We start from the raw sequence: 15,751 nt of genomic DNA on the forward strand, positions 1-15,751 counted from the left end.
TTATCTTCTTGCAGATTAAAAACAGAAAGAAATAAGAAGCAAAATGGTGGGCGGAGCGTGAAAAACTCCGTCCATTTACTTTATGGAGGTGCTTTATGAATAAGCAGAGAACGGTTGACAGCAAGGTGCTTGCAATCCTCAGAGAATTCCCTGAAACAAGGTATGATGATATGCAGCTTATCCTCTGCTATTACAACCGATACAGTTATTTGAAAGTCGGCGACTTATCTCTTGAGGATATAGTCAACAACTACAAGGGCTACGGTTTACCGTGCTTTGAAACTATCCGCAGGTCAAGACAGAGGGTGCAGTCTTTGTTCCCGGAACTTTCCAGACAGTGCAACGGCTGCGATGGCAGTATTCGTGTAGTCATAGAAATCGAATAAGGAGGACGGCAAGATGAGCAAATCGACATTTCAACAGAAAACAAAGTTAATGGCGAAGCTGTTTGATTCCGGCTGTAATACGGAGAAAAAATTACAGCAGCTTGATATGGAGAACATTTTGAAGATTCCGGGTATCACGATACCGGATATGGCACTCATCATCGAACTTCAGAAAGAAACCAAAGCCAACAAGCTGTTCTCATATTTGGGAGGTGGAACGGATGAACAGTCAGGAACATAAGGGAAACAGTATCCGTTTTATTGACAGTGGATACAACGAGAAATTTCGTGTAAATGACGGAGATAAAATCCTGATTCACACAAGAAACGGAACAACGCTGGAGCGTGAGTGTAAGTATATCGACGATTATCACACACAAATCGGTTCGGATGTTTTTCATATCTGTGAATTTGCAGAGCTGTGTGAAAGAAACGGTCATACCGTTGAGCCAGCCGGAAAGGAAAAGGCGAAACTGGCAAAGAGCAAAGAAAAAGAACGATAAGGAGGTGCAAAAGCAGTGTCAAGAAAATATGAACTCATATCCGAACTCTATGACAGAACCTGCAAGACGGTTGTTTCCAATCCGCAGAACTGGCAGAATTTCTTGCAGTCTGCGTGCAGGAACTACAAGCTGCGATATGATGAGCAGTTGCTTATCTATGCACAGCGACCGGACGCAACAGCAGTTCTTGAGATTGAGCGTTGGAACAGGAGTTTTGGACGATGGGTAAATAAAGGAGCAAGAGGTATTGCGGTTTTTGCCGATGAAAACAGACCAAGGCAGAGACTTACCCATTACTTCGATATTTCCGATACCCACGAGAGCAGATATTCCCGTCCTGTTCCACTTTGGAATATGAGGGACGAATACACAGACGATGTTATTGAAACGCTTGAAAGCACATTCGGAGAACTGGATAACAAAGTCACTTTGGGCGATGCAGTTATGAGTGCCGCACAAAATGCCGCCGAAGATAATTTGCCGGATTATCTTAATGACCTCATCTATGCTTTTGAGGACAGCTTCCTTGAAGGGCTTGACGAAACGATGATAGCAAGTTTGTATAAAAAAGTTGTCACAAACAGCGTGGCATATATGATTATGACAAGACTTGGAATTGATACCGGCGAATATTTTGAAGCCGATGATTTTCGAGATGTTACCAATTTCAATACACAGGATACGATGAACGCTTTAGGCTTTGCCACAAGCGATATTGCAGAAATGGGACTTTCGGAAATCTCCAAAACAGTGATGGCATTGAACCGTCAAAATCGCATAATTGAAGCAAACAGGCAACCGGAATACAATAAAGACATCAAAGACGAAAGGAGCAGCGATTATGAACGAGATAACATACACGATGATCGGGGATTACAATCTTCCGAACCTGACTCTGCCCGAACAGCCGGAGGTCATTCGGGGCAAATGGTCGCAGATGAGGAGAACTTATCTGAAGGAACACCACAAGGTTCAGTATTACAATCTCCTGACGAAAGGGATACTGAGCAGTCATCTGTCAGAAGTACAGCAGAGGGCGACCGAGTTGGAGGAAACGCTTATCAAACAGATGGCGGAGAAAGAGGGACTGACGGAACAGATGAAAGCGGACGATATGATGAATTGGGTTCGCTTGATGAACAACATCAGGAACTCGGCACAGGAAATCGTGAAAGCACAGGTAATATTCGTTTAGAGTATTACGATAGAAGCAACGAGGACAAGAGCCTGCCGTTTTTTGGTAAGGATGATACTATCCGAGAGATACTCTGTACTACACCGCATTTATCGGCTTCTCTTGAAGATATTAAGGACTTCTATGAGAGAAATAGCGATAGCGATGCCAGAACCGAATATATCAAGAGTATATTCAATAATGATTATACCGAACTCACATTAGATGATGGAAGAACCGTAGGTTACAAGACATTTCAAAATGTTCTGCACCTTTGGGAAGGTCATTATGACAGCAGAACTGCACAGAGTTTTTATAACTGGAGCGTGATTGCACAGCACTTTGAAGCAATGCGCCTTTTGGGAGAATTAAATGACAGAATGAAACCGCTACCGTCGGCAGACGGACAGATGAGCTTCATATTAGATGGTCGGGCAGAGGAAAACAAAACCTCTGCCTTTACTTTTTCTCAGGAGATTATCGACGCAGTTCTGACTCGTGGAAGCGGTATTTACGAAGGTAAAATGCGTATCTATGAGCAGTTTCAAAAGAGTTTATCTTCAAAAGAAAATGCAGACTTTCTCAAAAACGAATACGGTTGGGGAGGTTCATACCCTGTCATTATCGGTGCAGGTATTGATGAAAACCACGATGGGAAAGGCATAACTCTTGCAAGAGGATTTGGAAACGACGTACCCAAGCTCACTCTTAAGTGGACACAGGTTGAAAAGCGTATTGGGGAACTTATCCGTGCAGACAGATACTTAAATCCAAAGGAAAAGGAGCAGTATCCGCAGTGGCTTGAGAAGCAGGAAGTAAGACGAGCAGAAATCGAGGAGCAGAAAAGAAATCGGGAAATTCTTTCTACTGCACCACCGGAAGAAGCAGAGCAGACAAATGATGATGACATTATCGGTAAGGAAGTTGTGATTGACGATCGCCGATTTGTTATTGAAAGCGTCGGTAAAATAAGCGGCGATGTTTCTATGCGTGATGTTACTTTCGAGGACAGCGTAGGCTTCCCGATTAACCGTGTAGAGAAGATTGATTATGTCCGCAGTCTGCTTGACGAGCAAACACAGGAACAGCAATTACCTGATACTCGATATGAATATCATCTTGGAGACACCGTATATATCGGTGCTTCGGAGTATGAAATCTTATCTTTTGATGATGAGAAAGTAATGCTTTACGATACAGAAATGCCACTGTTTAACAAGGAGTTTGAGCGTGCTGAATTTGACCGCAAAGTGCAGGAAAACCCGCTTAATGACCACTTGAGGGTAAAGGTATTACCTGTCGCAGAAAAAGCTGATACAGGCGAAAATATCACACAGAGTGATACCGAAATTGAACAGAAAACAGGATATGAAGATGCGTTTTTCATTAACAGAGAACAGGAAACTGTAACTTGGATGTACTTTAATTCCGACAGTAGTGCCGGCGGTCAGTATGTCACAAATACGCTTTCTTTTGATGAAATCAGAAATGCTGCACAGAACTATAAATCGGCAGATGAGTTCTTTGATTACCTCGGCAGTGTCGCAAATCAAACCCTTGCCGATGTAGGTACGGAATGGTTTGAAGAAGCAGAGAATGTTTTCAGGCAGACACCGGATTTTACAGAATGTACGACTGAAACAATGGAAGCACTCATTGAAAATACCGAAAGAAGCGATATGGTAGCAACCAATATCGGCAATGTTCCGATTGAGGATTACAGAGAAATTGTTGCAAATCAGAATGGCTTTGACAGCTACGATGAGATGTATAGCGAGGGTATCCGTATCGGTAACGGGTATGACAAAGAGCCTGAACCGATGAAACCGCAGTGGAAAAATAAAAAGAGTAAGGTTAGGAGTTTCGACCTGCACCCGGATATTTCGATGGCAGAGAGAAATACTTTTGATTTGCGTTCCAATCCCGTTGAACAAGTCGGCAAGAAAGAACGCTTTCACAGAAATATGGAAGCCATAAAAGTTCTGAAAGAGTGTGAGTTTGAAAACAGATTTGCTACACCCGAAGAACAGCTTATTTTGTCAAAATATGTCGGCTGGGGAGGTTTATCAGAAGCCTTTGATGAAAATAATTCGGCGTGGGCAGATGAGTTTGTTGAGTTATATACCGCACTCTCGCCCGAAGAATATGCCGCCGCAAGAGAAAGTACACTGACTGCCTTTTACACTCCTCCCGAAGTTACCGACGCTATCTACAAGGCAATGGAACAGATGGGATTTAAGGAGGGCAACCTGTTAGAACCGTCCTGCGGTATCGGTAATTTTATCGGTATGTTGCCGAAGTCAATGGAAAACACAAAGATTTACGGTGTGGAGCTTGATAAAATTTCGGCAGGTATTGCACAGCAGCTTTATCAGAAATCATCCATAGCAGCACAGGGATTTGAAGAAGTCAATGTGCCGGACAGCTTCTTTGATGGAGTTGTGGGGAATGTTCCGTTTGGCGATTTCAAGGTACTTGATAAGAGATACGATAAGTACAACTTCCTTATCCACGACTATTTTTTTTCGAAATCTCTTGATAAATTAAGACCCGGCGGTGTGATGGCTCTTATTACGAGCAAAGGGACGATGGATAAAACCAATTCATCGGTCAGAAAGTATATCGCTCAAAGAGCTGACCTTTTGGGAGCAATCAGGCTTCCTAATGACACATTCAAGGGAAATGCCGGTACGGAAGTTGTATCGGATATTTTATTCCTGCAAAAGCGTGACAGGCTCATAGATATTGAACCCTATTGGGTACAGCTTGGCACAACTGATGACGGTATCACGATGAACTCGTACTTTGCGGAACATCCCGAAATGATACTGGGCGAGATGAAAACAGTAAGTGGTCGTTTTGGAGAAGAAGTAACCTGTGTACCGTTTGAAAATGCAGATTTATCCGAATTACTATCGGAAGCAGTAGCAAATATTCACGGGGAAATAAACGATTACGAAGTCGAAGATGTACTGGTGGAAGAAGATAACTCAATCCCTGCCGACCCGAATGTGAGAAACTTTTCCTATACGGTAGTGGATGCTAAAATCTATTTCCGTGAAAACTCTCGTATGACTCCGGTGGAGGTATCGGCAACTGCCGAGAACAGAATTAAAGGTATGATTGCTGTCCGTGACAGTGTTCGCAACCTAATTGAACTGCAAACGGAGGACTATCCGGACGAAGAAATTAAAGCCGAGCAGTCGAAACTCAACAGTCTTTATGACGGTTATACCAAGAAATACGGACTGATTAACAGCAGAGCAAATATCTCTGCTTTTAGTGACGACAGTTCCTTTGCCTTGCTTTCTGCTCTTGAAGTAATCAACGAAAACGGAGAATTAGAACGTAAGGCGGATATGTTCTTCAAGCGTACAATTAAGCCGCATAAGCCGGTAGAAAAGGTAGATACCGCCAGTGAAGCACTCGCTGTTTCTATGGGAGAAAAAGCTGGAATTGATATGGAATATATGTCAAAGCTCACAGGGAAAAGTGAAGAAAGACTCTATCAGGATTTGAAAGGTGTTATCTTCTTGAATCCGCTTCACGGATATGGGAATGTAACTGAGGCAAAGTATTTGATGGCAGATGAGTACCTTTCAGGCAATGTCAGGGAGAAGCTTATTACAGCGAAAAAGTCTGCCGAGGTGTATCCTGAAGATTATAAAATCAATGTGGAAGCATTGGAAAAGGTTCAGCCGAAAGACCTGACTGCAAGTGAGATTTCCGTAAGGCTCGGTGCTACTTGGCTACCGCAGGAAGTAATCCAACAGTTTATGTTTGAGTTCCTTGATACACCGAGATATGCACAGTGGAATATAAAAATTCACTTCTCTCCCTATACGGGCGAGTGGAATATCGAGGGTAAATCCTATGACCGTTCCAATGTCAAAGCATATAGCACATACGGCACAGGTCGTATCAATGCCTACAAGATAATTGAGGAAACGCTGAACCTGAAAGATGTCCGTATCTTTGATTATATTGAAGATGATGAGGGTAGGAAAAAGGCAGTTCTCAACAAAAAGGAAACAGCAATCGCACAGGCAAAGCAGGAACTTGTCAAACAAGGTTTTCAGGATTGGATATGGGCAGACCCTGACCGTAGAGAGAAACTCACGAAGATGTATAACGAAAAATTTAACAGTATCAGACCTCGTGAGTATGACGGAAGTCACATCATATTTAGTGGTATGAATCCGGAAATCACATTAAGGAAACACCAGAGAAATGCGGTTGCACACATTCTCTACGGCGGAAATACCCTACTTGCACACGCAGTCGGGGCAGGCAAGACCTTCGAGATGGTAGCGGCATCGCAGGAGTCGAAAAGGCTTGGACTATGTAATAAATCGCTGTTTGTTGTACCGAATCATCTGACGGAACAGTGGGCGTCAGAATACTTGCAGCTTTATCCGTCAGCAAATATACTGGTTGCGACGAAGAAAGATTTTGAAACAAAGAACCGTAAAAAGTTCTGTGGTAGAATTGCAACAGGCGACTATGACGCAGTTATCATCGGACATTCTCAATTTGAGAAAATCCCGATGTCGATTGAAAGGCAGAGGGCAATTCTTGAACAGCAGTTGAATGAATTGACGGAAGGAATTGCAGAACTAAAGCGTAACCGAGGAGAAAACTTCTCTGTCAAACAGCTTGAAAAATCAAGAAAATCCGTTAAGCAAAAGCTCCAAAAACTCAACGACCAAAGCAGAAAGGATGATGTTGTAACATTTGAGGAATTAGGTGTGGACAGGCTTTTTATTGACGAAAGCCATTACTACAAGAATCTTTATCTTTACACAAAAATGCGTAATGTAGGCGGTATTGCTCAGACAGAAGCACAGAAATCTTCTGACCTGTTTATGAAGTGCCGATACCTTGATGAGATTACCGGTGGACGAGGAACTGTATTTGCGACAGGTACGCCTATCTCAAACAGTATGGTGGAACTTTACACCATTCAGCGATACTTGCAGTACAACACCCTTGTAAAGAACGGATTACAGCACTTCGATGCTTGGGCTTCTACCTTTGGAGAAACGGTAACAGCCATAGAACTTACGCCAGAGGGAACGGGATACAGGGCAAAAACAAGATTTGCAAAATTCTATAACTTACCCGAACTTATGGCGATGTTCAAAGAGGTTGCAGACATTAAAACAGCCGATATGCTTAACCTCCCTGTGCCGGAAGCAGAGTATCATAATGTGTCAGTTGAACCGTCGGAAATGCAGAAAGAAATGGTTGCTTCCCTTGCAGAGCGAGCCGAGAAAGTTCGTGGCGGAGGTGTAGATTCAAGTGTAGATAATATGCTTAAAATCACAAACGATGGCAGAAAACTTGCCCTTGACCAGCGTATGCTAAATGCTATGCTGCCAGACTTTGAGAACAGTAAAATCAATGCCTGCGTTGATAATGTGTACCGTATATGGGAAGAAAACAAGGATAAAAAGTCGGCACAATTAGTGTTCTGCGACTTATCTACTCCAAAGAACGACGGAACATTTTCCGTTTACAACGACATCAGAAAGAAGCTCATAGAGCGAGGTGTTCCCGAAAGCGAAATCCGATTTATCCACGAAGCGGAAACCGATGTGAAGAAGAAAGAATTGTTTCAGAAAGTTCGCAAAGGAGAGGTCAGAGTGCTAATGGGTTCAACACAAAAAATGGGTGCCGGCACGAATGTTCAGGACAGGCTTATTGCACTGCACGATGTTGATTGTCCGTGGCGACCGGCAGACTTGGAGCAACGCAGTGGTAGAATTATCCGTCAGGGCAACTCAAATCCGAAGGTGGGAATCTATCGTTATGTTACCAAGCAGACCTTTGACGCATATCTGTATCAGCTTGTCGAAGGAAAGCAGAAGTTCGCTTCACAGATTATGACGAGCAAATCTCCGGTCAGAAGTGCAGAAGATATTGATGAAACCGCACTGTCTTATGCTGAGATTAAAATGCTTGCCACCGGCAATCCATATATCAAGGAAAAGATGGATTTGGACATTCAGGTACAGAAATTGAAACTCTTAAAATCCAATTTCTTATCTGAAAAATACAGCCTTGAGGACAAGATAATTAAATATTACCCGCAGCGTATCACTTCTCTTGAGAATCGCATTAACGGTTTGACAGCAGATGTAGAAACTGCAAAACAACACCCGAAACCAACAGATGACCGCTTTGTCGGAATGGAGGTTAAGGGTGTTTTTTATTCTGAAAAGGCGGACGCAGGTAAAGCAATCATTGAAGCCTGCAAGGAGATGACAAGTCCTGCACCAGTCCCTCTCGGCAAGTACAGAGGATTTGAAACGGAACTGTCTTTCGATACGACGGAGCGTTCTTATTGCGTAACGGTCAAAGGAGAAACCAGCAAACAGGTATCGCTTGGCGATGATGTTTTCGGTAATATCACTCGTATTGATAATACGGTTGAGCGTTTTGCAGACGATCTTGAAAAAGCAAAGGACAGTCTTGCTGATACGAAAAATCAGTTTGAAACCGCACAGAAAGAAGTGCAAAAACCGTTTGTGCAGGAAGAAGAATTGAAGTCAAAACTTGCCCGTTTGGACGAGCTGAATATCCTACTCAATATGGATAAAAAGGAAAATGAAATTGTGGGCGGCGAGCCTGATGAGGGCGAATCCACCGAGAAGCGAAAGGAGAAGTCGTATGAAAGATAAGAAAGAAATGTGAGGTGGTCAGTATGCCATATATAGCACCGGAAGTCATAACCGAAGCAAAGAGAATGGATTTGCTGACCTATCTTCGCACCTATGAACCGGGCGAACTTGTCCGTTATAGTGGTAACACTTACTGTACCAGAGAACACGACAGTTTGAAGATTTCAAACGGGAAATGGATGTGGTGGTCGAGAGGTATCGGTGGCAAATCTGCCCTTGACTATCTTATCAAAGTCAAAGGACTTGATTTTGTAGAAGCGGTTGAAACCATTATGGGACAGTGTGCTGTTTCTGCTCCGGTTTATGAAAAAGAAAGCCGGAGTTATGAAAATCAGCAGCTTCTTTTACCGCAGAAAAGTCCAAGTAACGATGTGGTTACGCAGTATCTTTTCAGTCGAGGGATTGATTATGAAATCATAAACTACTGTCTTGATAAGGAACTTATCATTGAGTCACTGCCCTATCACAATGTTGTTTTTATCGGTTATGACGAGAAAAAAGAAGCAAAGTATGCCGCATTTCGGGCAACAAACAGCAGTCGTATTATGGGCGACTGCACCGGAAGCAAGAAGCAATATTCTTTCAGGCTGACAAATGAAGAAAGCATAGAGGTACACCTGTTTGAATGTGCTATTGACCTGTTATCCTATGCCACATTAGCAAAGATAGAGGGCAGGGATTGGCACAAATTAAACCTTGTTTCTCTCTCCGGCGTGTATTCGCCTAACAGAGAAACGGAAAAGTCCAAAGTGCCGGTTACACTGAAAAATCTGCTTGAAAAGAATAAGAACATTAACCGTATCGTGCTTCATTTTGACAATGATATTGCCGGAAGAAAGGCGGCAAATGCACTGAAAATTAAATTAAAAGACAGATACGAAGTCGTTGACGACCCGCCCAAGTGTGGGAAAGATGTCAACGACTTTTTGTGTTTCAAATTAGGAATTTCCAAGAAGAATGAAAGGAGTTTTGAGAGATGAGCGAAAAAATAAATGTACTTCTCATTGAGCCGGGTAAGTATCCGAAGCAGATTGAGATTGAGGATACGCTGGAAGCAATGCAGGAAACTGTAGGCGGATATATTGAAGAATATATGCCTTTTGATGACGAGGTTGCAATTGTTTGTAACGAAGAAGGAAAGATGAACGGTGCGGAATTAAACCGTGCAATCTACTCCAATGATAAGGAAATCCTCGACATTATTGCAGGCAAATTCTTTATCGCATACGCACCGATTGAGTCGGAAAGTTTTCTCAGTATGCCAAAGGATTTGATGAAAAAGTATGAGGATAAGTTCCGGTATCCGGAGCGTTTTTATCAGACAGACAAGGGCATTGAAGCGAAAGCATATAAGCCAATTTCAAAAGATATGGAGCGATAAAAAGACAGACGATGGGGCAACCCGGAGAGTCTGCATATTCTTAGCGAGCAGTGTATTTGGATAGCACACTACCAAATACCTCGTTAGGGGTTGCCCCTAATACCCCAAGAGAAAGGAGAACGCTATGCGTGAGATAGCATTGGTTGCCGTCGGTGTAATTGCCGGCGGCTTTATCGGAGTCACTTTTATGTGTCTGTTTCAGATAAATAAGGACAGACACTATATCATCACAAGAAAGGATGGCACAGAAAATGAGGAAAAGAAACATTCAGAAGATTGTTAGGTTCAGTCGAGATGAAGCACAGGATTTGCAGAAGAAGGCAAAAAAGGCTTGCCTGAGTGAAGCCGGACTTATCCGTTTGCTTCTTCGAGGTTACGAGCCGAGAGAAAAGCCGGACGAAAGATTTTATGATGTAATGCGTGAGATTTCTTCTATCGGCAACAACATCAATCAACTTGCAGTTAAAGCAAACGCTCTTGGCTTTGTTGACGCGCCGCAGCTTAAAAAGGAAGCGGAGCGTTGGCATAAGTTTCAGGCAGATATTGAGCGTACTTATTTAAGACCCGATAAGAGTAAAATGAAATGGCAGTAAGCAAGTTGTGGACGGTCAATTCAAGGCTCGGTCAGGTTATCGACTATGCTGCCAATCCTGAAAAGACGGCGGCAGATATTTATACCGAGGAACAATATCAGGCACTTGCCGATGTTCTCTCCTATGCAAAGGACGAAGAAAAAACCGAACGAGAATATTTCGTGGAAGGTATCAACTGCAATCCGACCACTGCCCGTGACCAGTTTGTATCTGTCAAGCAGGCATATGGGAAAGAGGATGGCATACAAGCCTATCACGGATATTTGAGCTTTAAGGAACAAAATATCACACCGGAACTTGCACAGAAAATCGGGATGGAGTTTGCAAACGAAGTGTGGGGGAAAAGATTTCAAGTTGTTGTTACAACGCATCTGAACACTAAGCACTTGCATTGTCACTATGTAATCAACTCTGTTTCATTCAAAGACGGCAAGCGATGTCAAGATACTTCGTGGTTTAAGTTCAGAAAAGTTGCCGACCGTATTTGTGAGAAATATGGATTATATTACAATCCAAACCCGAATCGCAGTAAGCAATCCTCTTACTACTATAAGCAGGAACAGGCGGGAATGCCGACCAGATATTCTATGGTGCAAGAAGCCATAGATGAAGCGATTGCCCACAGCACAAATATCAGGAGTCTTGACTATGCACTTACGCAGATGGGATATGAGCATTGTCTAAGCGAGAGCCGGAAGTATTGGACGATTGTACCGAAAGGGTACACGAAACCCATACGACTTAAAAATCTCGGAGAAGATTATACCGAGGAAGCAATAAGGCGTAGGCTTATGGAAAATCAGAGAGTACGCATAGTTCCGTTTGCAAAGCAGACGGTGGTTATCAGGCAGTACCGATTGCCTACAAGAGAAAACAAAATCAAAAAAGTGGGCGGACTGTATGGCTTGTATCTGCATTACTGTTACAGGCTCGGTTATCTGCCAAAATACAAAAAACAGAATACAGCAAGGCTTCACTATCTTTTGAAAGAGGATTTATTGAAGCTGGATAAAATCACAGCAGAGACAAGGCTGCTCGGACGAGAAAATATTTCTACGGACGAGCAGCTTTTCTCATATAAAGAGTCGCTGAAAGGTCAAATTAAAACTTTGAATGACGACAGAACGCACCTGCGAAAAAAAGCAAGAACAAAGATGAGTGACGATGAGCTGTCTAAGGTGAAAGAACAGATTTCGACGGTAAGCGATAAAATTCGGGAGCTGAACAAAGAGGTTCGACTCTGTGACGACATTGCCGAGAGGTCAAAGGTTATGGAGCAGAACCTTGAAACAATCAGAGCCGAAGAAGAAAAACAACAGCGAAAGGAGCAAAAGCGAAATGACAAATTCAGGTGACGCAGCCGAACAGGTCGTCAGGTTATCCCTTGAAGGCTTTGAAGTTGCTGCAAGACTTACCGGTTCAGCCGCAAAGAATATCGCAATTCTTCTTGCTTCCGTATTGAAGCAGGAAGCAACGCAGGCGAATAAGACAAGAGGCAAAGCCCGTCTTACCAATATGATTAAATCGGGCAAGGAGTTGAAGGTATTTTCCATTCCGAATAAGGATTTAAAGAAGTTTACCGAACAGGCAAAACGCTACGGTGTTCTCTATTGTGTTCTCCGAGATAAGAACATAAGGGGAGATAATGTCCCGATTGATATTATCGCACGTGCGGAGGACGCTTCTAAAATTCAGAGAATCGTTGAGAGGTTTGAACTCGGTAAGGTGGATAAGGCGGCAATCGTAACAGAATCGCAGAAAGCGGTTGAAAAACGAGAAGCCGTGGAAAAAGATAAACCGACAAAATCCAAGAATGAAATCATCACAGAGGAAGCTGTACGAAAACCCCTTCAGAAAGAGGAAAACGCACAGTCAAACCCCACAACCGCCAAAACGGACAAAAACCCTCCGTCAAGGCAAAACTCAGAGCCGGAAGATATGCAAACTGATAAGGGTATTGCTGTTGACAGACAGAAGAAGCCATCGGTTAAAGAGAAACTTGACCGCTATAAGGCTCAGGCAAAACAGCAAAAAGAAGCAGAACGCAAAGAACCGGAAACAGATAAGGCAAAGCGTCCTTCTGCACCAAAGCAGACGGTACACCAACAGCCGAAAACAAAATCCAAGAAACCGAAAGAGAGGTAATTACAATGGCAGAAAATTTTACTCCTGCAAAAGCAGGCACTCAGCGACCGAGACTTTCCAAAGAGGAATATGCTGAAAAGAAACGAGCCGAGAAAGACGGTGTGTATCAGCTTGCGGATGAAGCGGCGAAAGAGATTGTATCTTCGCCGGAGAAATTCAAAGCGTTCCTTGATACGCAGAGCCGACTTGACAGATATTCGGCAGTCAACGCACTTTTGATTTACAAGCAGTATCCGCAGGCGGTACAGCTTAAAGATTTTGATGACTGGAGCAAAGACAACATTAAAATCACAAAAGGTGCTAAGAGTATTTCCATTCTTGAACCGGTGGAATATGCAAAGCGTGACGGTACAACAGGCATTTCCTACAATGTGAAGAAAGTGTTTGACGTGGCACAGACCAATGGAAAACGACCGCCTGCACCGACAGCTAATCGTGACCCGAAAGCACTGATTACCACAATGCTTGATTCCTCGCCTGTGAATGTGGAAGCGACAAACGACCTCCCCTATCCGAATATGGCAGCGTTCTATAACAATGAAGAGCAAACCTTGTATGTAAAGCGTGATGTGGGAGACAGCGTAGCGGTTGCTCAGTGTGTGGCACAGGAACTGGGGCACGCACAGCTTTCCATCAACAGCGACAGTTACAGTCGTTCCGATATGGGATTTCAGGCGGTATGTATCGGATATATGCTTTGCAAAAAGTACGGTATTGATACACAGAATTTTGCCATTAACCGTATTCCGGATAAGCTGGCAAACAAAGAGCCAAAGGACATTCGTTTTGAACTTTCCAAGACGAGAAATGCGATGACAGATATTCATTCCCGTGTATCAGACGAACTGTACAAGAAAAAGCAGGCACGCACAAAAGATTATGAAAGATAAGAGGTACAGATATGGCGAAAGAAGAACTTTACCATATAGCGTTGGATGATTATGAACACGGTATCGTTATCCGTTCTCTCAATGATGAGAAAACAGATTTAATGAACGAGGGGAAATCAACCGATGCTGTGGACGACCTGATTATCAAGGTCGGGACTGCCCCAAAGAAAAAATTCAAGGTTATTGAAAAGGAACGCTCCGGCGATGCGAGATAACGAAAGACAGTCTGCGATTATTCTTTCTGTCATCGGTATTGTTCCGGTTGTGTGGCTGGCACTTCTCATAGCTCCGTCAGTTAAAGGCGGATTGCCGGAGATATTGCCGAGCCTGATGAATGTATTTAACAATCCGTTTCATATAGAAGTTTGTGAGGACAGCGTGAAAACTGTCCTTATTTTGCTTTTGTGCTATGGAATGGGTATCGGGATATATTTCTCCACACAGCGAAACTACCGCAGGCGGGAGGAACACGGTTCTGCAAAATGGGGCAACGCAAGAGCCGTGGATAAGAAATACAGACAGTCTCCGTATTCCGATAATAAGTTGATGACGCAGAATGTCCGTATCGGATTGAATGCGAAAAAGCACAGACGAAATTTGAATACACTGGTATGCGGCGGTTCCGGTGCAGGTAAAACAAGATTTTATTGTAAGCCCAACCTTATGCAGTGCAATACCTCTTTTGTAATCCTTGACCCGAAAGGCGAAATCTTGAGGGATACGGGAAAACTTCTTGAGAAAAAAGGATATGAGGTCAGAGTTCTTGACCTTATCTCTATGGAAAAGAGCCACTGTTACAATCCGTTTGTGTATCTTCAGAACGACAACGATGTGCAGAAACTTGTAACTAACTTATTCAAAAGCACTACACCAAAGGGCAGTCAGTCCCAAGACCCGTTTTGGGACACTTCAGCTTCTATGCTCCTTTTGGCGTTGGTGTTTTATTTGCACTATGAAGCACCGGAGGAAGAACAGAACTTTGCAATGGTTATGGAAATGCTCAGAGCCGGTTCGATTGAGGACGAGGAAGATACAAGACCATCTCCTCTCGATGAATTATTTGCAGAGCTTGAGATGAAAAATCCCGACCATATTGCTCTAAAGTATTACCGTTCCTATCATTCCGGTTCGGCAAAGACACTGAAATCCATTCAGATAACACTTGCCGCAAGGCTTGAGAAATTCAATCTTGAAAGCCTTGCTTCTTTAACTTCGGCAGACGAGTTAGACCTGCCCTCTATGGGAGAAAAGAAGGTCGCCTTGTTTGCCCTGATACCCGATAACGACTCCAGTTTCAATTTTCTGGTGTCGATTTTATATACCCAACTGTTTCAGCAGTTATTCTATGCTGCCGACCATATCCACAGAGGTTCGCTTCCCGTTCCCGTTCATTTTCTGATGGACGAATTTGCCAATGTTTCATTGCCGGATGACTTTGACAAGATACTTTCGGTAATGCGTTCCAGAGGTGTGTCGGTCAGTATCATCTTACAGAACTTGGCACAGCTTAAAGCCTTGTTTGAAAAGCAATGGGAAAGTATCGTGGGCAACTGCGATGAATTTCTGTATCTTGGCGGCAACGAGCAAAGCACACATAAATATGTGTCGGAGCTGCTTGGTAAGGAAACCATCGACACGAACACTTACGGTAAGAGTTCCGGGCGAAGCGGTAACTACTCCACCAATTATCAGATAAGCGGTCGTGAGCTTCTCACTCCGGATGAAGTTCGTATGCTGGATAACCAATATGCGATTTTATTTATCCGTGGGGAGCGACCGATTATGGATTTTAAGTACGACATCTTGAAGCACCCGAATGTGGCACTGACCACAGACGGAAAAGAGAAACCGTACAAGCACGGAGAAGTAACGATACCGCACTCATCTATTTCCGTTCTTGCTATTGACCCGGATGAGGTTGAGGAAAGCAATTACGGAGAAACCACTTATGAACTTCTGTCCGATGAGGATTTTGAAGTAGATAACAATTTTTAAT

General features: G+C 43.3%; 13 protein-coding genes. All 13 read left to right on the forward strand.

What is annotated here, in order from left to right:
- The first annotated feature begins 95 nt into the window (after window positions 1–95).
- The 13 genes from AC2HW8_RS06055 to AC2HW8_RS06115 all read left to right on the forward strand — a co-directional run bounded on the left by AC2HW8_RS06055 (window position 96) and on the right by AC2HW8_RS06115 (window position 15,750).
- Window positions 96–386, forward strand: a complete 291-nt coding sequence (locus tag AC2HW8_RS06055) for a hypothetical protein (protein ID WP_484308109.1) — start codon at window positions 96–98, stop codon at window positions 384–386.
- A 13-nt stretch (window positions 387–399) separates the two neighbouring features.
- Window positions 400–627 carry a hypothetical protein gene (locus AC2HW8_RS06060; RefSeq protein WP_484308111.1) on the forward strand — a complete coding sequence of 76 codons (228 nt, stop codon included), beginning with the start codon at window positions 400–402 and terminating at the stop codon, window positions 625–627.
- Window positions 608–889 (forward strand): hypothetical protein, encoded by a 282-nt coding sequence (locus AC2HW8_RS06065; protein WP_484308112.1) that lies wholly within the window; start codon window positions 608–610, stop codon window positions 887–889. The genes AC2HW8_RS06060 and AC2HW8_RS06065 overlap by 20 nt, the downstream gene beginning before the upstream one ends.
- A gap of 15 nt (window positions 890–904) precedes the next feature.
- Window positions 905–8,746, forward strand: coding sequence for a DEAD/DEAH box helicase family protein (locus AC2HW8_RS06070; protein ID WP_484327288.1), 7,842 nt, complete (start codon window positions 905–907; stop codon window positions 8,744–8,746).
- Window positions 8,747–8,769: 23 nt separating this feature from the next.
- Complete coding sequence (locus AC2HW8_RS06075) at window positions 8,770–9,726, forward strand: DUF3991 domain-containing protein (RefSeq protein WP_484308116.1); 957 nt, start codon at window positions 8,770–8,772, stop codon at window positions 9,724–9,726.
- On the forward strand, window positions 9,723–10,127 hold the full coding sequence (locus tag AC2HW8_RS06080) for a DUF3846 domain-containing protein (RefSeq protein ID WP_002587800.1): 405 nt from the start codon (window positions 9,723–9,725) through the stop codon (window positions 10,125–10,127). Before AC2HW8_RS06075 ends, AC2HW8_RS06080 begins: the two co-directional genes overlap by 4 nt.
- A gap of 124 nt (window positions 10,128–10,251) precedes the next feature.
- Window positions 10,252–10,410, forward strand: a complete 159-nt coding sequence (locus AC2HW8_RS06085; protein ID WP_002587801.1) for a DUF3789 domain-containing protein — start codon at window positions 10,252–10,254, stop codon at window positions 10,408–10,410.
- Window positions 10,379–10,720 (forward strand): plasmid mobilization protein, encoded by a 342-nt coding sequence (locus AC2HW8_RS06090; RefSeq protein WP_484308118.1) that lies wholly within the window; start codon window positions 10,379–10,381, stop codon window positions 10,718–10,720. The genes AC2HW8_RS06085 and AC2HW8_RS06090 overlap by 32 nt, the downstream gene beginning before the upstream one ends.
- The gene (locus tag AC2HW8_RS06095; RefSeq protein WP_484327289.1) at window positions 10,711–12,075 is read left to right on the forward strand and encodes a relaxase/mobilization nuclease domain-containing protein; all 1,365 of its coding nucleotides are present in this window, start codon (window positions 10,711–10,713) and stop codon (window positions 12,073–12,075) included. The genes AC2HW8_RS06090 and AC2HW8_RS06095 overlap by 10 nt, the downstream gene beginning before the upstream one ends.
- The gene (locus AC2HW8_RS06100; protein WP_484308122.1) at window positions 12,059–12,865 is read left to right on the forward strand and encodes a PcfB family protein; all 807 of its coding nucleotides are present in this window, start codon (window positions 12,059–12,061) and stop codon (window positions 12,863–12,865) included. Before AC2HW8_RS06095 ends, AC2HW8_RS06100 begins: the two co-directional genes overlap by 17 nt.
- 5 nt (window positions 12,866–12,870) lie before the next feature.
- Entirely contained in the window at window positions 12,871–13,755 is an 885-nt protein-coding gene (locus AC2HW8_RS06105; protein WP_484308124.1) for an LtrC-like protein, read from the forward strand.
- 11 nt (window positions 13,756–13,766) lie between these two features.
- The gene (locus AC2HW8_RS06110; RefSeq protein WP_002587806.1) at window positions 13,767–13,970 is read left to right on the forward strand and encodes a hypothetical protein; all 204 of its coding nucleotides are present in this window, start codon (window positions 13,767–13,769) and stop codon (window positions 13,968–13,970) included.
- Complete coding sequence (locus AC2HW8_RS06115; RefSeq protein ID WP_484308126.1) at window positions 13,960–15,750, forward strand: VirD4-like conjugal transfer protein, CD1115 family; 1,791 nt, start codon at window positions 13,960–13,962, stop codon at window positions 15,748–15,750. Before AC2HW8_RS06110 ends, AC2HW8_RS06115 begins: the two co-directional genes overlap by 11 nt.
- Window position 15,751: the final 1 nt, after the last annotated feature.

Source organism: Ruminococcoides sp., from assembly GCF_057037865.1.